General features: G+C 60.9%; 16 protein-coding genes. 14 read left to right on the top strand and 2 right to left on the bottom strand.

Features of this window, described 5'->3' with window-relative positions:
- The first annotated feature begins 74 nt into the window (after positions 1–74).
- The 3 genes from QRX41_RS05425 to QRX41_RS05415 all read left to right on the top strand — a co-directional run bounded on the left by QRX41_RS05425 (position 75) and on the right by QRX41_RS05415 (position 4,243).
- Positions 75–1,169 carry a LacI family DNA-binding transcriptional regulator gene (locus tag QRX41_RS05425; RefSeq protein ID WP_313839222.1) on the top strand — a complete coding sequence of 365 codons (1,095 nt, stop codon included), beginning with the start codon at positions 75–77 and terminating at the stop codon, positions 1,167–1,169.
- 461 nt (positions 1,170–1,630) lie between these two features.
- On the top strand, positions 1,631–2,296 hold the full coding sequence (locus tag QRX41_RS05420) for a M23 family metallopeptidase (RefSeq protein WP_313839221.1): 666 nt from the start codon (positions 1,631–1,633) through the stop codon (positions 2,294–2,296).
- 120 nt (positions 2,297–2,416) lie between these two features.
- The gene (locus tag QRX41_RS05415; RefSeq protein ID WP_313839354.1) at positions 2,417–4,243 is read left to right on the top strand and encodes an AMP-dependent synthetase/ligase; all 1,827 of its coding nucleotides are present in this window, start codon (positions 2,417–2,419) and stop codon (positions 4,241–4,243) included.
- On the opposite strand, the gene QRX41_RS05410 is transcribed toward QRX41_RS05415, so the two are convergent.
- A complete protein-coding gene (locus QRX41_RS05410) occupies positions 4,213–5,760 on the bottom strand; it encodes a type 1 periplasmic-binding domain-containing protein (protein ID WP_313839353.1) in 1,548 nt (515 codons plus the stop codon). The two genes, QRX41_RS05415 and QRX41_RS05410, sit on opposite strands and share 31 nt — an antisense overlap.
- 271 nt (positions 5,761–6,031) lie before the next feature.
- Positions 6,032–7,291 (bottom strand): NADP-dependent isocitrate dehydrogenase, encoded by a 1,260-nt coding sequence (locus tag QRX41_RS05405; RefSeq protein WP_045924357.1) that lies wholly within the window; start codon positions 7,289–7,291, stop codon positions 6,032–6,034.
- A gap of 163 nt (positions 7,292–7,454) precedes the next feature.
- Here QRX41_RS05405 and QRX41_RS05400 point away from each other — a divergent pair, with 163 nt between their 5' ends.
- From QRX41_RS05400 to hisF, 11 genes are all read left to right on the top strand, one after another.
- Positions 7,455–8,579, top strand: a complete 1,125-nt coding sequence (locus QRX41_RS05400; protein WP_313839219.1) for a GuaB3 family IMP dehydrogenase-related protein — start codon at positions 7,455–7,457, stop codon at positions 8,577–8,579.
- Between the two features lie 199 nt (positions 8,580–8,778).
- On the top strand, positions 8,779–9,333 hold the full coding sequence (locus tag QRX41_RS05395) for a hypothetical protein (protein WP_045924359.1): 555 nt from the start codon (positions 8,779–8,781) through the stop codon (positions 9,331–9,333).
- A gap of 38 nt (positions 9,334–9,371) precedes the next feature.
- Positions 9,372–11,354 carry an AMP-dependent synthetase/ligase gene (locus QRX41_RS05390; RefSeq protein WP_313839216.1) on the top strand — a complete coding sequence of 661 codons (1,983 nt, stop codon included), beginning with the start codon at positions 9,372–9,374 and terminating at the stop codon, positions 11,352–11,354.
- 3 nt (positions 11,355–11,357) lie between these two features.
- A complete protein-coding gene (locus QRX41_RS05385) occupies positions 11,358–11,840 on the top strand; it encodes a peptide deformylase (RefSeq protein WP_015021747.1) in 483 nt (160 codons plus the stop codon).
- Positions 11,841–12,065: 225 nt separating this feature from the next.
- Positions 12,066–12,935, top strand: coding sequence for a 30S ribosomal protein S2 (gene rpsB, locus QRX41_RS05380; RefSeq protein ID WP_306222108.1), 870 nt, complete (start codon positions 12,066–12,068; stop codon positions 12,933–12,935).
- Between the two features lie 27 nt (positions 12,936–12,962).
- Positions 12,963–13,814, top strand: a complete 852-nt coding sequence (gene tsf, locus QRX41_RS05375; protein ID WP_029678902.1) for a translation elongation factor Ts — start codon at positions 12,963–12,965, stop codon at positions 13,812–13,814.
- A gap of 228 nt (positions 13,815–14,042) precedes the next feature.
- The gene (gene pyrH / locus QRX41_RS05370; protein WP_045924362.1) at positions 14,043–14,798 is read left to right on the top strand and encodes a UMP kinase; all 756 of its coding nucleotides are present in this window, start codon (positions 14,043–14,045) and stop codon (positions 14,796–14,798) included.
- Positions 14,799–14,912: 114 nt separating this feature from the next.
- Positions 14,913–15,467: a ribosome recycling factor gene (gene frr, locus QRX41_RS05365; protein ID WP_101432300.1), complete on the top strand. Its 555-nt coding sequence runs from the start codon at positions 14,913–14,915 to the stop codon at positions 15,465–15,467.
- 25 nt (positions 15,468–15,492) lie between these two features.
- The gene (locus QRX41_RS05360; protein ID WP_313839212.1) at positions 15,493–16,482 is read left to right on the top strand and encodes a phosphatidate cytidylyltransferase; all 990 of its coding nucleotides are present in this window, start codon (positions 15,493–15,495) and stop codon (positions 16,480–16,482) included.
- Between the two features lie 44 nt (positions 16,483–16,526).
- Positions 16,527–17,714 (top strand): 23S rRNA (adenine(2503)-C(2))-methyltransferase RlmN, encoded by a 1,188-nt coding sequence (gene rlmN / locus QRX41_RS05355; RefSeq protein ID WP_396176792.1) that lies wholly within the window; start codon positions 16,527–16,529, stop codon positions 17,712–17,714.
- Positions 17,715–17,826: 112 nt separating this feature from the next.
- Positions 17,827–18,603, top strand: a complete 777-nt coding sequence (gene hisF / locus QRX41_RS05350; protein WP_313839210.1) for an imidazole glycerol phosphate synthase subunit HisF — start codon at positions 17,827–17,829, stop codon at positions 18,601–18,603.
- The last annotated feature ends 63 nt before the right edge of the window (positions 18,604–18,666 follow it).

Here is an 18,666-nt window from a genome sequence, read left to right as displayed (position 1 = left end):
AATTCGCACAAGTTCACTATGCGGAGTTGTGCGAATTCGGAATATATGTAATTGCCGATTGGTAAGGGGCTCTATTGACAACCAGAGTGACTATCAAGGATGTAGCCAGGCATTCTGGTGTTTCCATCAAAACAGTGTCCAATGTTATCAACGGTACTGGCAGCATGCGTGATTCCACCAGAAAACGCGTGCAGGCCTCCATTCGTGAACTTGGCTACATGGTCAATGTATCGGCCCGTTCATTAAAAACGGGTGCGACTAAACTTTTAGGTCTGGGAATTTTCGATTTTTCGCAGCCATTCGCCCCTTATTTGGCAGATAAGGTCATAGACATATCACGAAAACATGGATATGGAACAGTAATTAGCACTTACGGGTCGGACGGATCAGGTCTGCCTGTCATCATGGATGAAATCACTCAGCTATCAGCAGATGGGTGGCTGCTTTTTTCGGACCAACCTTTAAAGAATGAAGGCATCATCCTTGATCAGCCCTATCCTATTGTTCTAGCCGGTGATTACAACTCTTATGATCGTGTTGACTGGGTGACTATGCCTAATACGAGAGCCATTCGGTATGTCACAGGCAGGTTGCTCGATATGGGATGTCGTCATATAGCAGTCTTCGGTGCACCGGAAAAGCCAAAGACGCGCAATGAATACATGTGCGCTACTGAAGGCCTGCAGGAACTGAGGATTAGGGGATATATCGAGGCCTTCGAAGAGCGGGGACTATCGGTGGATTGGCAGATGCTCCTGCCCAAGGATTGGATGGAAGGAGTTAGCGGCGTACAGGCTGTGACACAAATGTTGTCCAGAGGTATACGTCCGGATGCGATTATTTGCCTGACTGATGCCATGGCACTGGGTGCCTTGCATGGTTTGCAGAACGAGGGAATTCGTATTCCTGAAGATGTCCAAGTCGTGGGGTTCGACGATGTGCCGGAATCGTCTTACTCGACTCCATCGCTAACCACCATTGATCCGTGCCTGAATGACTATGTTGAGCATGCAATTGATATGTTGATTGAGCGCATCAATGGGTACAAGGGCAAACCGAGGACCTTTGTAACCGATTTCCGGCTCGTAGAGCGTGATTCGACCTTGGCTTTCCCAACAGAAAAACATACTGTAGCAGTGACTGCAACAAACCAAGCAGATGCGGCTTGACCTTTGAATGTGATTCGATACTTGCAAGAATGAGATTATTTGTTGAAGTATTTTTTAGTGAATTCAGTTTAAGACTGGCCATCTCTATGATTCATTGATTTTAATTCGCCGAATTGTCTAGTAGCCTGGAAGTTGTTTCTCAATCGTATATCTATATTAGACGAAATGTACATGAGGATCTATATGCATTCAATAACTGTTAGCGTGGCCTTTAACTACTTTTATTAGAAGAGTTCTCGGTTTACGAAATATAAGATTCAGTCAACGCTTTTGACAAATCTTTTCCTCATTCCTTGCACTCTTGCACGAACGATCACTATTAGGTTCCTCGCTGGACGAACTGTGCACGACTCCATATTCGACCACATGTTCCTGCTTGATTACTGCGGTTCCGGCATCAAGTCCATCATGATGGTGGACGCTCAATCGGGCATCCGTGATGACGGAATGAAGGTGCGATTATGGCCTATGCGCGTGACCATAAGAAGAAGGGCATCCAGAGGGTTACCGGCCGGATGCCTGACATGCCTTCCGGCTGTCGGCCTCCCTGGTTCCCCAGGTCCCTGCTGGCATTGATGCTGGCCTTGGTCCTGTCGGCCGGAGGGCCTGCGGCAACCGTCGCGGCTCAGCCTGCGCCGACCCTGCCTTCGGCTGCAGCTCCGGCGCAGATTGATCGAGTTACCTCATCGACCTCTGCCTGCCGCCGGGGCTGGCTGTGGCCCCTTGAACCTCTGCCTGGCGACAAGGCTGTTCCGCAGGTTATGCGTCGCTTCGATCCTCCGGATCATCCATGGCTGAGCGGTCATCGCGGGATTGATCTGGCGGTGCAACAAGGCAGGCGCATCCGGGCCCCAGCAGATGGTGTCATCACTTTCACCGGTTCTGTAGCAGGCAAGGACGTGGTCTCCGTTCGTCACGGCAAACTGACCTCCACCTATGAGCCGGCGAAGAGCTCTTTGCCTGCGGGGACCCGGCTGCAGGCAGGCACAGTCTGGGGAAAGGTAGATGGGGTCTCTGACCATTGTGACCAAGATTGCCTGCACTGGGGGCTGAAAGATGGTCATAATCACTATCTGGATCCAGGCGCTAAAGTCGGACGGCATCGCATTCGTCTCAAGCCTCTATAGGAGTGCAGGGGTCCGCCTGCAAGACTCGCGCGTCTGCAGACCAGGTATATCGCAGGCCCGGGGGAGCGGTTAGAATCGTAAAGCATAACGCCGTTTCAGCAGGGAGTGGTCATGCAGAACATGCAGCAAGAATTTACGCGTCCGCTTGAGAAGCCCATAGACGCCGATGCCGGTGTCTTCTCCCTGCTTGAGGACAGGGTGAAGCGCCTGGGCGACGATCCTCTGATCGAATACCGGAGCGGACGCGAGTGGAACACGATAACGGCCCGGGAGTTTCGCGACCGTGTGGTCGCGCTGGCCAAGGGGCTTATGGCCCGGGGGGTAGACCGGGGGGATTCAGTGGCTATCGTCTCGCACACCCGATGGGAATGGACTGCCCTGGACATGGCCATCCTGGCTATCGGGGCCGTGACGGTGCCGGTCTACGAGACGGACTCTCCCGATCAGATCCGGCGTATCTTCAACGACTCCCATGTCGGCATGGCCTTTCTGGAGGATGACGACATGAGGGCCCGGGTGGATGCGGTTCGCTCCCAGTGCGCCTATCTGAACGACTTGTATGTGATCACCAGGGGAGCGCTGACCACCATGACCGCCTACGGACGGGCGGTGGACCAGGCAGACTTCCAGGCCCGTGCCGACTCGGTGCAGGGATCCGACTTGGCCACCATCGTCTATACCTCAGGCTCCACGGGCAAGCCCAAGGGCATAGAACTCAGTCATAGCAACATCGTCTTCACTGTCCGTTCAGGTACCCAGGCAGTCCCTGACATCTGCCTTGGTGAGGGCAAGCGGCTTCTGCTCTGCCTGCCTCTGGCCCACGCCTTCGCCCGCTGCCTGCAGTTCTTCGCCATTGCCACGGATCTCACTCTGGGGCTTACCGGGTCCATCCGCAATCTGTTGCAGGACATGCAGACCTTCAAACCCACTTTCATCCTGGCTGTGCCGCGGATCTTCGAGAAGATCTACAACGCTGCCTCCCAGCGGGCCGGAACAGGTGCCAGGGGCAGGATTTTCCTGGATGCCGCAGGTGTGGCCAGGCAGTGGTCTCGTCATCAGCAGACCGGAAGCCGGGTTCCCATGTCGCTGAAGACCAAGCACCTCATGTATACGGGCACCGTCTACGATCCCATCCTGGAGGCCTTGGGCGGCCGGGTCCGGTATGCCATTTCGGGCGGAGCCCCCCTGGATAGGGACATTGCAGATTTCTTCAACGGCATAGGTCTGCCCCTGCTGGAGGGCTACGGCATGACTGAGACCATGGGTCCTGTGACGGTCAACCCCACCAAAGGCTACAGGCTGGGCACCATCGGCCTGCCCATGCCCGGCATCACCGTGGGCATCGACCAGGAGGGCCAGCTATGCGTCAAGGGCCCCGATGTTTGCATGGGCTACCACAACCATCCGGAAATCACCACCAGGCAGATTCGCGACGGCTGGCTGCTGACCGGCGATCTGGGCAGTCTGGACGAGGACGGGTTCGTTCGGTTGACCGGCCGGCGCAAGGAGATCATCATCACAGCAGGGGGTAAAAACATTTCGCCGTCGCTGCTGGAAACAGCCGTCGAGCGTTCGCCCATTATCAGCCATTGCATGGTCATCGGGGACCGCAGGCCTTTCATCTCGGCCCTGATCACCCTCAATCTCGAGGAGGTCAACAGGTGGTTGGGGGACCAGGGCGCTGAACCCTTGGACGATGCCGCTTCGGCTGGGGAGAACCCTATCATCCGCACGGAGATCGATCGTGCGGTAGACGCGGCCAATGCTCAGGTCTCCCGGGCCGAGGGCATCCGCCGCTATCTGATTCTGGACCAGGACTTCACTCGTGAAAATGGACTGCTGACCGCGTCATACAAGCCCCGTCGTCAGGAGGTTCTCAAGCGGTATGAAGACCAGATCGAGCAGAGGATCTATGCTCAAAGACCTGCGTCGGCTGGCTTGATGTAGCCTGTATCAATCAGAGCCGCCTTGAGATTGGAGGCTGAAACCGCAACCAGTGGCCTTGACAGGCGGCGCAGTTGCTTGCCGTCTTGGTTGACGGTCTGGATCGTATCCATGGCTGGCACCTTGCCCTGGCTGTTGAGTCCGACACAGGCCTTAGCAATATCAGCCGCAAGCCCCAGTCTGTCCTCCAGACCAGTCATCCACTGCCGTCCGTCCACGATTTGAGGGATGTTGTCTACGTAGGCGCCGTATCCACTGATGATGGGCCAGGCAGCGTGGTCGTCCGAGGGTGTGGAATCCTGAGTCCTGCCCGTGCCCTGTGAAGGATCCGCCTGCGACCCCGTCGGATTCTGCGCTGTAGGACTCTGAGCGGGTTTGGGCACGCGCTTCCGGTGCAGATCCTGGCGACCGACCATGGATCCCACAATGCCTGATATTGAGATCTCTGGGTTGACGTCCGCTGAAGAACCCCGATATCCCAGATCCCCGAGCTCAGAGACCACACCGGAAACAATGAAGTCGTTCATGGCCAGAATGCCGTCCACCTCGGTGTGGGTCTTGGCGCCATCGTTCATGGCCAGGCGGGTCGCCAGCTCTTTGCCGGTAGCTGAAGCGTCCTTGCCCGGATCGAAGGCGATCGCCTGCCAGTCCTTCTCGGTGCTGTCTGCCTTCAGGAGCCCCGAGGGGCTGACAGCCCGTCCATCCTTGAAGTAGGGTCCCAGCACCTGCCAGATTCCAGCGAAAGCCTGGGCGGGGAAGGAATGCTGTTCATCCTGATTCTCTTGCTGGTTCCGCTCAGCCTGGCCTGCTTCACCGCCCTTGTCAGCGGGGGATTCATCAGATGACGCATCAGTTGTCCGGTTCGGCAGCAGAATCTCGATGCGGCAGGGGTTGTCCTTGCTGGCCTTGTCCAGCTCCAGCTTGCTGGCCAGCTTGTCCGCCTGCATCTGACCAATGGCCCGTGCATCGGACAATTGCACGAACAGGTCCGGCTGGATGCCCGGCACCTGATTGGCCAGCAGAACCACATGCATGCCGGCGCCCGAAGCCAGACGCAGAGACGAGACCAGACGCGCCCGCGCCTTGTCTTTGGAGTCGGCAACCAGAGACTTGCTGGTATAGTCGCCATACTGGCGGGTAATGGAGTCAGGCGAGGTCATGGGTGCCACCACCAGTGTGGTCGGCTCTGAAGCCTTCCCGGCCTTGCGCTCCGAAAGACGGTTGACCAGGTAATCCTGCAGCTCCTTGCTCTGATCCTCCAGATTTCCGCTGGTGTAGGTGTCGATGTGTTTATCGGAAAGATGCTCCTTGGCCAGTGCTGACTTGAGCTCAGGAACCAGCGCGGCCCACTTGTTGATGGGCGTGTGCTGGGAGAGCGTGATGCCGTCGGAGGGAGTGAAAATGGCCACCCGACCGGGGACATCGGCGGCCGCAGTGGTTCCCTGGCTCTGCGGGGCGCTCGGAGACTGCTGTCCACTGCCCGAGGCCGGACCACCGCAAGCAGCAGCCGAGGCTACCATGGCCAGGCCTGCCAGCAGGGCCAGCAAGCTGGACAAACGCCGTGCAAAGCCGGTCTTCTTCACGTTCGCTCCTTCGTTCCGACAGGGCCTGACTCTGGCCGGGTCCCGAGCAACCATTCTATGGGCTCTCGGGCAGGAGCGTATGAAGGGTCGATGTTTCGCGTACACGGTCCTCGCTGATGGGACAGACAGTGAAGGCGGATCTGAAAAGATCAACCGCCTGCAATAACCGTCCGCAATGGCAAAAGGCGGGTGTTGTTTCTCTGATCTGCTAGTCTGCTTTGGCCGCCTTGTGTCCCTTAGCCTCTGCGGCACCTGAAGACATACGCTCGGCAAGAGCATGGTCCAAGGCGTCCATGAACCCTTCGGTGTCCAGCCAAGGCTGATCAGGACCTACGAGACTGGCAAGATCCTTGGTCATGCGACCGGAGCGAACGGTCTCGATGACCACGGATTCCAGTGTTTGCGCGAACTCGGCCACCTTGGGTGTCTCATCCAGCCGCGCCCGCTGCTTGAGTCCGCCGGTCCAGGCGAAAATGGAGGCGATCGGGTTGGTGGAGGTGGTTTCCCCCTTGAGCCAGCGCCGGTAATGCCTGGTCACGGTCCCATGGGCGGCCTCGGCTTCAACGGTCTGCCCGTCGGCCGTCATCAGCATGGAGGTCATGAGGCCAAGAGACCCGAACCCTTGCGCTATCGCATCGGACTGGACATCGCCGTCGTAGTTCTTGCAGGCCCAGACGTAGCCGCCCTGCCACTTGAGCGAGGAGGCCACCATGTCGTCGATCAGACGATGCTGGTAGGTCAGCCCCTCTTGCTCGAACCGGCTCTGGTATTCCTGCTCGTAGACCTGGGCGAAAATATCCTTGAACCGGCCGTCGTAGGCCTTGAGGATGGTGTTCTTGGTGCTCAGGTAGACCGGATAGTGCCTCTGCAGGGCGTAGTTGAAGCAGGAGCGGGCGAAGTCGCGGATGGAGTCGTCGAGGTTGAACTGTACCTGGGCCACGCCTGGACCTGGGTAGACGGTCACCTCCCGTGTCACCGGGTCGCTCCCGTCTTCAGGAGTGAAGACGACGCTGAGCTTTCCCGGCCCCGGAACGGTGAAATCAGTGGCCTGGTATTGGTCGCCGAAGGCATGTCGGGCCACTACGATGGGCTTTGACCACCCGGGAACCAGCCGGGGGATGTTATCGATGACGATGGGCTCGCGGAAGATGGTTCCGCCAAGAATGTTGCGGATGGTGCCGTTGGGCGACTTCCACATGCGCTTGAGGCCGAATTCCTTCACCCTGGCCTCGTCAGGGGTGATAGTGGCGCACTTGACGCCCACATGCTCGCGCTCAATAGCCTGGGCCGCCTGCACGGTGACCTTGTCGTCGGTGGCGTCCCTGTTGCGGATGCCCAGGTCGTAATAGTCCAGGTCCACGTCCAGATAGGGCAGAATCAGCCGTTCCTTGATCATTTTCCAGATGACCCTGGTCATCTCGTCACCGTCGAGCTCGACGATGCGTCCTTTCACGGCGATCTTGTCCATGGCGGCCTCCTATCGGTCGGCGGGTCGGGGGCCGGATCCTGCTCCCGGTGCCGCAGTTGCGCTTGCGAACTGTTCTATCCCAAGTTTGTTACTCTCTGTTCCCAGGCTCGTAACTCGTTCGTAGCACGCCGGAGCGTCATCATGAGGCGCTAGGCTGGCAGACATGACACAGGATATCGAAATCGGTCTCGGCAAGAAGGCCACGGTGGCCTACACGCTCGATGATGTCTCCATACTCCCCTCCAGAAGGACCCGGGATCCCCAGGATGTCTCCACAACCTGGCAGGTGGATGCCTACGAGTTTGACCTGCCCTTGCTGGCGGCGCCCATGGACTCGGTGACCAGCCCTGAGACGGCCATTGCCTTGGGACGGTTGGGCGGACTGGGCGTGCTGGACCTGGAGGGGCTGTGGACCAGATACGAGGATCCGCGCCCCCAGCTGGATCGGATAGCCCATGCCTCGCCGGAGCAGGCGACCGGGGTCATTCAGGAGGCCTACCGGGAACCGGTCAAGGCGGAGCTGATCACCCGCCGTCTGCAGGAGATCCGCAAGGCCGGGGTCACGGTGGCCGGAGCCCTGTCCCCTCAGCGCACCCAGGAGTTCTATACCACGGTGGTCGATGCGGGCGTGGACCTCTTCGTGATCCGAGGAACAGCGGTCTCGGCCGAACACGTCTCCACCAGCCATGAGCCTTTGAATCTGAAGAAGTTCATCTACGACCTGGACGTTCCGGTCATCGTCGGAGGGGCCGCCACCTACCAGGCTGCCCTGCATCTGATGCGCACTGGTGCCGCCGGGGTGCTGGTCGGGTTCGGCGGGGGAGCCTCCTCCACCGATTCCGCCACCATCGGAATCCAAGCGCCTATGGCCACTGCCATTTCGGATGTGGCCGAGGCGCGTCGCGACTACCTGGACGAGTCGGGCGGACGCTACGTTCAGGTCATCGCCGACGGGGAGACCGGTACCTCGGGTTCCTTTGTCAAGGCCTTGGCCATGGGGGCCGACGCGGTCATGCTGGGCACGCCCCTGGCCAAGGCTACGGAGGCTCCCGGCCAGGGCATGCACTGGGGGGCCGAGGCTCATCATCCTGAACTGCCAAGGGGCCGCAGGGTCCAGGTCGGCCAGGTGGGGAGCTTGGAGCGCATACTCTTCGGTCCCAGCGATCGCACCGACGGCAGTCTGAATCTGATCGGGGCACTTCGCCGGGCCATGGCTTCCACCGGTTATGTGGATGTCAAGAACTTCCAGAAGTGCCGTGTGGCAGTGACCCCCGGCCCCCGCTGCTGAGCAGAATAGGGCATCCACGGTCCAGTTATCCACAATCCGCATAAAGGCCGGTTCAGGTTGACCACATTCCTGAACCGGCCTTTACAATCCCTCTGTGCATTCCTACTCTGGACGTAATCGCTGTCGTTGCGTCGGTTGCCCAGTGCGCCTCGCCGGCATGGGAGGGGGGATAAGCACATCGGAGTGCGAGGAGAGAAGTATGACGGAGTATATGGATCTGGCACCGGTCTGGGATCAAGATCAAGCAACCGAGGAGTCGGCAGGACAGGAGAATGGCGGCTGGTGGCCGTCTACCTGTACGCAGGTGCCGCTGGGACTTGGCGACATCAATCTGACCGTGCGAACGGTCAACTTCATTCGGCCGGGGGATGCTGCCGGGCATGAGGGTCTGTCTGCGGATCTCAAACGTATTCTTGTCAATCTGTGCGCCTTGGCATCCAGGGTCTTCGATGTGTTGCGGGGCCGTTTGCCTATGAAGAGCCTGGACCGTGTGCTCAACCGCGTCTGCATGGAGCGATTGGCCCTGCTGGCCCAGTTGCTGCGGGATCGGCATCTGGGCATGGTCCGCACGGCTGATCACGTCGGCATGACATACCTGCCGCTGATTCCTAAACTGGTCGAGCTCTACCGCGTAGACCGTGACCGGTACGAAACCACCATCGGATTTCTGGTCGGCGAGCGCACAGTGCTGACCAACCTGATCGTCGCCAGAAGCGGTTCGCGCTGGGTTTGCGTCCGCTTCGACATGGGTTAGGCGGCGGCTTTGGCGGGGTGACCCATATGATGGTGGGTATGTTGCGTGAATATACGGTCGAGCTTCAACACCCGACGACGGACAAGGACACCATCTATTCACTCCTGGCAAAACGCACCGCCCGCGATCCTGAGGAGCTGGTTGCCCAGTGGCAGGATCCCATGACCAGAAACTGGCACGATGTCAAGGCAGGGCAGATGTCCGCACGGGTACGCGCCGTGGCCAAGGGCTTGATGGCCCTGGGCGTGGAAAAGGGCAGTACCGTGGTCATCTACGCCTCCACCAGTTACGACTGGGGGGTCACAGACTTCGCCTGCGCTGCCATCGGGGCGGTCTCTGTGCCCATCTATGAGACCGACTCGCCCAACCAGGCCCAGAAGATCGTCCAGGACGTGGACTGTGTCCTGGCCTTTGCCGGCGACTCTGAGCACGCGCAGATCCTGGAGCAGGTCCGGGGGTCCTCGCCCAAGCTCAAGTACGTCTTCAATTTCGAAGCCGGGGGCTTGAACGCAGTCAGTGAATTCGGCCAGGGGATAGAAGACGAGCGCCTGGATCAGGCCATCGCCCAAGTCAAGGCCGACGATCTGGCCACCATCGTCTACACTTCGGGTTCAACTGGTGAGCCCAAGGGCGCCATGCTCTCCAACCGGAACTTCGTCCACATCGTCTTCGTGGGCTGGGATGTGCTCTACCACATGCTGGCAGCGCCCTCCCGCCTGATGCTCTTCCTGCCCCTGGCCCACTGCTTCGCCCGCTACATCCAGTATGTGGCCATCGGCGCCCAGGGCGTGGTCGGATACGTTTCCAACGCCAAGCACCTGCTGACCGATCTGCGCACCTTCCGGCCCACCTATCTGCTGGGCGTGCCACGCGTCTTCGAGAAGGTCTACAACGCCGCCTCGCAAAAGGCCGGCACCGGCATGGCCGGCAAGGTCTTCGCCAAGGCCACCAAGCACTTCATCAAGTGGTCCAAGGACGAGCAGGAGGGGCGCGGCCATTCGCCGCTGACACGCTTGGCCCACGCCTTCTACACCAAGACCGTCGGCAATACGATCGAGTCCGCTCTGGGTTCCAACCTGAGCTACCTGGCCTGCGGCGGCGCGCCCATGAATGCCGACCTGGCCCATTTCTTCAACGGGATCGACGGCATCACTTTCATTCAGGGCTACGGGATGACCGAGACGGCGGCCCCCTGCATCGTCAACTTCGAGGACGCCAATGAGGTGGGATCGGTCGGCCGCCCTGGCTCGGGCATTACGGTCAGGCTGAGCGACGACGATGAGCTCCTGGTCAAGGGCCCCAGCGTCTTCATGGGCTATTACCACCAGCCCGAGCTTGATTCCACCGTGCTCGATAAGGACGGCTGGCTGCACACCGGAGATCTGGCCCAGATCGACGACCAGGGCTTCGTCTTCATCACTGGCCGCAAGAAGGACGTCATCATCACCGCCGGCGGCAAGAACGTGAGCCCGGCGCCTTTGGAGGATGTTATCAGCACCTGCCCCATAGTCTCCCAGGCCGTGGTCGTGGGCGACGGCAGGCCCTTTGTGGGCGCCCTGGTCACCCTGGATGCCGGGATGCTGAAGTCCTGGCTGACCTCCCAGGGCCTGGACGCTGACATGAGCATGGAGCAGGCCAGCCATAACGAGGCCATCCATGCTTTCATCCAGCAGTATGTGGACAAGGCCAACTGCAACGTCTCGCGGGCCGAGTCGGTGCGCAAGTTCCTGGTGCTGGACAAGGACTTCAGCCAGGAGGACGGCACCCTGACCCCCAGCCTGAAGGTCGTGCGCCCCGAGGTGCTCCGCCAGTATGCCGAACTCGTGGACAAGGTCCTCTATGCCCCCAGGACGCCGGCCAAGCAGACCGCCAAGGAGAACGACATCGTCAGCAGGGCTCGGACCACCATGAGCGACTCCCTGGCCAGCATGACCGGACGCATGCGTGATGTCCGCCAGGAGGAGGAAGCGGCACCAGAGGACGAGAAGGACGGCCGCGACGGCCGGGATGACGAGGAGTAAGCAGTGGCGATTCGTACAATCAGAGTGGTTCCAGATCCGGTTTTGCGCACCCCCTGCGATCCAGTGACCAGCATCACCCCGGCTGTGCGCAGTCTGGTGCGTGACCTGGTGGACACTGTCGACGACCCGGGCCGGGCCGGCCTGTCGGCCAACCAGATCGGCGTGGGCCTGCGTGTCTTCTCCTACAACATCGGCGGCAAGGTGGGCTACATCATCAATCCGGTCATCGACAAGACCTCCGGCGAGCAGTATGGCGAGGAGGGATGCCTGTCCCTGCCCAACCTCTGGTATCCGACCAGGCGGGCCGACTACGCCCGAGCCCACGGCATCGACTTGGACGGCAAGACGGTGACTCTTGAAGGCCATGGCATCATGGGGCGGATGATCCAGCACGAGTGCGACCACCTGGACGGCCATGTCTATGTGGATCGGCTGGAGAGCGACGTTCGCCGCAAGGCTATGCAGCAGCTCAGATCAGCCAGGTAGGCAGAGGGCGAACGCGCTACCCGAGGTCATTGGCCTCGGGTATCATGGTAATTCGGCGTGTCATTGCGCAGGTCTGCTGTCACGGGCGGGCAAGCGCACCAAGAGTATTCCCGAACGCACGCCGCAAATTCGCGCCATGTCCGCGACGTCCTGTGTCGGTCGGCTCCTCGGAGTTGCACGCAGGTGCACATGGCCAGGCAATAACCGACAATGAAAGGTACGGACATGGCACAGATCACCATGAGCGAAATGCTGAAGGCCGGCGTCCACTTCGGACACCAGACCCGTCGTTGGAACCCCAAGATGAAGCAGTACATTTTGATGGAGCGCAACGGCATCCACATCATCAACCTCTTCAAGTCGCTCGGTCTGATCGACAAGGCCTATGACTTCATCAAGCAGACCGTGGCCCACAACGGCACCGTGCTCTTCGTGGGGACCAAGAAGCAGGCCCAGGAGGCCATCAAGGCCCAGGCTACCCGGGTGAACATGCCCTACGTCTCCGAGCGCTGGCTGGGCGGCATGCTGACCAACTTCCAGACCGTGACCAAGCGGGTCGGCCGCTTGAAGGAACTGGAGGAGATGGACTTCGACGACGTGCACGGCTCGGGGCTGACCAAGAAGGAGCTCCTGCTCCTGCGGCGCGAGAAGGACAAGCTGGAGCGCCAGCTGGGCGGCATCCGCAACATGAACCGCACCCCTTCGGCCCTGTTCGTGGTCGACATCAACAAGGAGGCCCTGGCGGTCTCCGAGGCCAACAAGCTGGGCATTCCGGTGGTGGCCCTGGTGGACACCAACACGGATCCTGAGCTCGTCACCTACCCCATTCCGGCCAACGACGATGCCATTCGCGGCGTCGAGCTGCTGACCAGGCTGATGGCCGATGCCGTGGCCGACGGTCTGCTGGAGCGCTCCGGCAAGGCCGCCAAGACCGAGGAGGCCTCCGACCAGCCCATGGCCGAGTGGGAGAAGAACCTGCTGGAGAACAAGGATGGACAGCCGCAGGAGCAGGCCCAGGAGACCGCCCAGGCTCCCCAGGCCGAGCAGCCTGCGCAACCGCAGCAGGAGACCCCCGCTGCTGATCAGGCCGCCTGAAATCTGGCGTCTAGATAGGAGAGTTTCATGGCAAAAATCACCGCTGCACTGATCAAGGAGCTGCGTGATCAGACCGGCGCCGGCATGATGGACGTCAAGAAGGCCCTGACCGAGGCTGAGGGCGACATGGCCCGCGCCAAGGAGATCATCCGCGCCACCGGCATCCAGGCCGCAGGCGCCCGCGAGGGCCGCAAGGCTCAGGAGGGCCTTATAGCCTCCACCGTCGTCGAGGGCGGACAGGGCCAGATCGGCTATGCCGTCGAGCTCAACTCCGAGACCGACTTCGTGGCCAAGACCCCTCAGTTCATCGAGTTCGGCCAGGAGGTCATCGACGACGTGGCCAAGGCTGATGCCTCCAACGCCGAGCAGGTCGATGCCGCTCCATCCAAGTCCGGCACCGTCAAGGAGACCGTTGAGGAGGCCGGCGCGCTCTTCCATGAGCACGTCAAGGTCGGCCAGGTGGCCCGGGTCGAAGGTCCCCGTGTGGAGATCTATGCCCACCGCAAGTCCGTGGAGATGCCCCCCTCCATCGTGGCCATGATCGCCACTGACGAGGCCGGCGCCCAGGTGGCCCATGAGGTGGCCCTGCAGATCTCCGCCATGAGCCCCAAGTGGCTCAGCCGCGAGGATGTGCCCGCCGACGTGGTGGAGTCCGAGCGTCGCGTGGCCACCGAGAAGTCCCAGGCCGAAGGCAAGCCCGAGAAGATCATTCCCAAGATCGTCGAGGGGCGCCTGAACGCCTTCTTCAAGGAGACCGTCCTGCTGGAGCAGCAGTACGTCAAGGACACCTCCAAGACCATTGGCGACCTTTTCAAGCAGGCTGGCGGCAAGGCCCTGGCCTTCGCTCGTCTCGAGGTCGGCAAGGGCGACGAGGAGTAGTCGGTAGCCCAGCAATGTCTTGGGTCGTCTCGTCCGATCCTGTATGAGGGATAGACAGACGGCCGGCATTGATGATGACTGACGATAGGGGAGTGGCTTTCGTGGCCGCTCCCCTTCTTTCGTCCTGGGCCTATCACCTCAGCCTGCTCAAGGAGGGGTTGTCGCCCAGCCTCGATACCCTATTAGCGGTGTATTCCGCCCGTCATCATGTCTGGAGAAAGGGTTTTTATGACCGGATCCGATTCAGCGCAAAACCCAGCATCGCCTCGTCGTGTGCTGCTCAAGCTCTCCGGAGAGGCCTTCGGGGGAGGCGAGGTCGGCATCGACGTTCAGGTGGTCAAGCGGGTGGCCAAGGAGATCGTCCAGGCGGTGCAGAGCGGCGTTCAGGTGGCCATCGTGGTAGGCGGCGGCAACTTCTTCCGCGGAGCCGAGCTCAGCCAGGCCGGAATCGAACGCTCGCGCGGAGACTACATGGGCATGCTGGGCACGGTCATGAACTGCCTGGCCCTGCAGGACTTCCTGGAGCAGGATGGGCAGGCCACCAGGGTGCAGACAGCCATCACCATGGGCCAGGTTGCCGAGCCCTACATCCCGCTCAAGGCCATCCGTCACCTGGAGAAGGGACGCGTGGTCATCTTCGGCGCCGGATCCGGCATGCCGTACTTCTCAACCGACACGGTCTCCATCCAGCGGGCCCTGGAGATTCATTGCGTCGAGGTCCTCATGGGCAAGAACGGCGTGGACGGCGTGTACACGGCTGATCCCAACAAGCAGGCTTCTGCGCGCATGTTCACCAATCTGAGCTACCAGCGGGCCTTGGTGGACAATCTGGCCGTCATGGACGCGGCAGCGCTGTCCATGGCCAGGGACAACGACATGCCCATCCGCGTCTTCGGACTGGAGGGTGAAGGCAACGTGACCGGAGCGCTCAAGGGCCAGCGCCTGGGCACCTTGGTCCACGGCGGTTCTGATCGTACCCTGTGACCGGCTGCGGGCACACCCCGCGCCGCTTGGCCCCTGTGGCCCCATGGCCGTAGAGTATAAGAATGACGGACCTCGCGCGCACAGGCGGATGGTCCATACAGCAAGGAGCAGATCATGACCACAGTGGTGGACCAGGCCGGAAGGCAGATGGACAAGAGCATCGAGGCGACCAAGGAGAACTTCTCGGGAATCAGGACCGGGCGTGCCAACCCCTCCTTCCTCAACGACATCATGGTGGAGTATTACGGCACACCCACACCCATCAAGTCCTTGGCATCCATCGGCGTCCCAGAGCCCCGCACCCTGGCCGTCACCCCCTTTGACCCCTCCCAGGCGGGCGCAGTCGAGAAGGCCATCCGCGATTCGGATCTGGGCGTCAACCCCAGCCGTGACGGCAACGTCATCAGGGTGACCATGCCCGAGCTGACCGAGGAGCGCCGACGGGACTATGTGAAGCTGGCCAAGACCAAGGCCGAGGAGGGCAAGGTGGCCGTACGAAACATCCGGCGCAAGGTCAAGGAGGAGCTGGAGACCAAGGTCAAGGACGGCGACCTGGGTGAGGATGAGGGCAACCGGCTGCAGAAGGAGCTGGAGACCGTCACCAAGCAGAAGAACGACATGATCGACCAGCTCCTGGATGCCAAGGAGAAGGAGATCCTCGAGGTCTGATCCGCCTGGGGAGGATCCACACTTCATGAGTACTAAGGAAAGCTCTGCCGAGAAGGCGGGTCAGGATGCCGTCGCAACCCTGAACAAGCGAACCGGGCGCAACATGCCGCAGGCGGTGGCCACTGGCGCGCTTCTGGTGGTCATCATCCTGGCCTGCATCCTGGTGCGCATCGACGCATTCATCTATCTGATCGTGATCTTCATGACCCTGGGGCTCTGGGAGCTCAGGGTGGACTTTGCCACAGCGGGCCTGCATATACCGGTGGTCGAGCTCTGGATCTGCTCGGCGGCCACCATGCTGGCCTCCTTCTACGCACCGGATCACGTGGCGGTCATGACCGCCGGTGTTCTGGTCACTGCCCTGGTTGGGGCTCTCGCGGCCACCCGCAACCATCGCCTGGGCGGTCGGCTGGTCAAGGCGGTGAACGCCAAGCTGTCGGGCAAGGACGCGCAGACCATGGCCGATGCCTCCTACGGCACTGCAGAAGGGGAGAGCCGATCAAGCAGCCTGGCCAATGTGGGCGTCACCCTCCTGACCGTTGTCTACATCACCCTCCTGGCCTGTCTGATAACCCTGCCCACCACCTTCGGCGGGCATCCTGCAGCTCATGCCTTCATGGTGATTTTCCTGCCCGCCTTAAGCGACATCGGCGGTCTTCTTTTTGGTTCGCTCTTCGGCAAGCACAAGATCGCGCCCCGCATCTCTCCCGGCAAGTCGCTGGAAGGGTTGGCAGGCTCCATGCTCTGCTGCCTGGTTGGCGCTTTGGTCATCTTCGCGGCCACCTATCCCATGGCGGATTGGGGAAGGATCTGGTGGGTCGCCCTGCTCATGGGCATCATGGTCGGAGCCACAGGCACCCTAGGGGATCTGAGCGCATCCTTGATCAAACGCGATCTGGGGATCAAGGACATGGGCCACCTGCTCAAGGGCCACGGCGGGGTGCTGGACAGGGTGGATTCCATCCTCATGTCCGCGCCCTTCATCACACTGGTACTTTTGATTACCGGCCTGTGACCGGGATTGATGGTCGGATGACTGATACGGGATGAGGTAGAGGTATGACAGATGTCGACATGACTGGTGCCGAGCCTGAAACCGGCATTACCCCTGGTGGCAAGAATGGCGCCTTCAGGGACGTTCTGGCGGCCGACCATGCCCGTCGAGGCAAGCCGCCGCGTCACTTTACGGATATGGACCTAGAGGAGCGTCAGGAGGTCTGCGCTCAACTGGGTCTGCCGAAATTCCGGGCCTCGCAGCTGGCCAACCATTACTTCAACCATCTGTCCACCAATCCGGACGACTTCACGGATCTTCCTGCGGCCAGCCGCCAGGATGCCGCACACCGCTTCTTTCCTGAACTGATAACCCCGGTCACCGTCCAGAAGGCGGATCAGGGGACGACCATCAAAACCCTCTGGGAGCTCTTCGACGGGTCCAGGATCGAGTCCGTGCTCATGCGCTACCCTTCCAGAGCCACCCTCTGCATTTCCAGCCAGGTCGGCTGCGGTATGGGCTGCCCCTTCTGCGCCACCGGTCAGCTTGGATTGACCCGGAACATGTCGACCGGCGAGATTCTGGAACAGGTCAGGGCCGCCTCCCGGATGATGCGGTCCGGACAGGTCGCCGGAGGCCCGGGGCGCCTAAGCAACATCGTCTTCATGGGTATGGGCGAGCCCATGGGCAACTACCGGGCCGTCCTGTCCGCGGTCAGGCAGATCAGTGCCCTGCCGCCCAAGGGATTCGGCATCTCGGCCAGGAATATCACCGTCTCCACGGTCGGTGTGGTCCCCGGCATCCGCAAGCTGACCAAAGAGGGCATTCCGGTCCGTCTGGCCGTCTCCCTCCATGCCCCCAGCGACAAGTTGCGCGACGAGCTGGTTCCCATGAACCGGCGCTTCAATACCACCCAGGTCCTGGACGCGGCCCACGACTACTACCTGGCCAGCGGCAGACGGGTCAGCATCGAGTACGCCCTGATGCGCGGCATCAACGACCAGGCCGAGCATGCCCGTCTTCTGGCCAAGCGCCTCAACCACTACGGGGACGACTGGGCGCACGTCAACCCCATACCCCTGAATCCGATTGAGGGGTCTCGCTGGACGGCCTCCAAGCCCGAGGACGAGCAGCGCTTCCTGGACATCCTCCACAAGGCCGGCATCACTGCAACCATGAGGGACACCCGCGGATCGGACATCGACGGCGCCTGCGGGCAGCTTGCTGCAAAAGCCGTCAAGCTCCAGGCCTAATCAGGTATTCTGCAATCAACATGCCATAGTGTGGACATGCTATGGTCTTCGGGCACTACAGAAGCTAATGTCGTGACTCAAACAAATCGGTTCAGGCAGGAAGGCGGGTCGCATGACGGTAGCGGTTCGTGTCATTCCCTGCCTTGATGTCGACCAGGGCCGTGTGGTCAAAGGCGTCCACTTCAAGAATCTGCGCGATGCGGGCGACCCGGTCGAACTGGCTTCCGCCTACTACCAACAGGGCGCCGACGAACTGACCTTTCTGGATGTGACCGCTTCGGGCAGCGGGCGAGCCACCATGGCGGACCTGGTCAAGAGCACTGCCGACCAGATTTTCATTCCGCTGACCGTGGGCGGAGGCGTGCGCACCCCGCAGGATGTCGACACCCTCCTGCGGTCAGGGGCCGACAAGGTCGGCATCAACACGGCAGCCATTGCCAATCCGCAGGTCATCGGGGATATCGCCCAGCGGTTCGGTCGCCAGGTCCTGATGCTCTCGGTCGATGCCCGCCGATCCAATGCCCAGGGCATTACCTCAGGATATGAGGTGACCACCATGGGCGGCCGCCAGTCCACTGGCATAGATGCCATCGGCTGGGTCAAGCAGGCCCAGAAGCTCGGAGCCGGCGAGATCCTCCTCAACTCCATGGATGCGGACGGCACCCGTCAGGGATTCGATCTGGAAATGATCGCCGACGTGCGCAAGGCCGTATCCCTTCCCCTTATCGCCAGCGGTGGCGCAGGCAAGGCCGCCGATTTTCCTCCAGCTGTCAAGGCCGGGGCCGATGCGGTCCTGGCGGCTTCCGTCTTCCATTTCGGCCAGGTGTCCATCAAGGATGTCAAGCAGGCGCTCCATGCGGCCGGGTATCCGGTTCGATGGCAGGCCTGAACCAATCCCGCAGATAATTCGACACCGCATGCTGCATGGCATTTGCTGGCCATGTTGGTAGCC

The organism is Bifidobacterium kimbladii, assembly GCF_032193675.1.
Lineage (GTDB): Bacteria > Actinomycetota > Actinomycetes > Actinomycetales > Bifidobacteriaceae > Bombiscardovia > Bombiscardovia kimbladii.
Note: the sequence above shows the minus strand (reverse complement) of the source record. Positions and strands in the feature narration are given on the sequence as shown.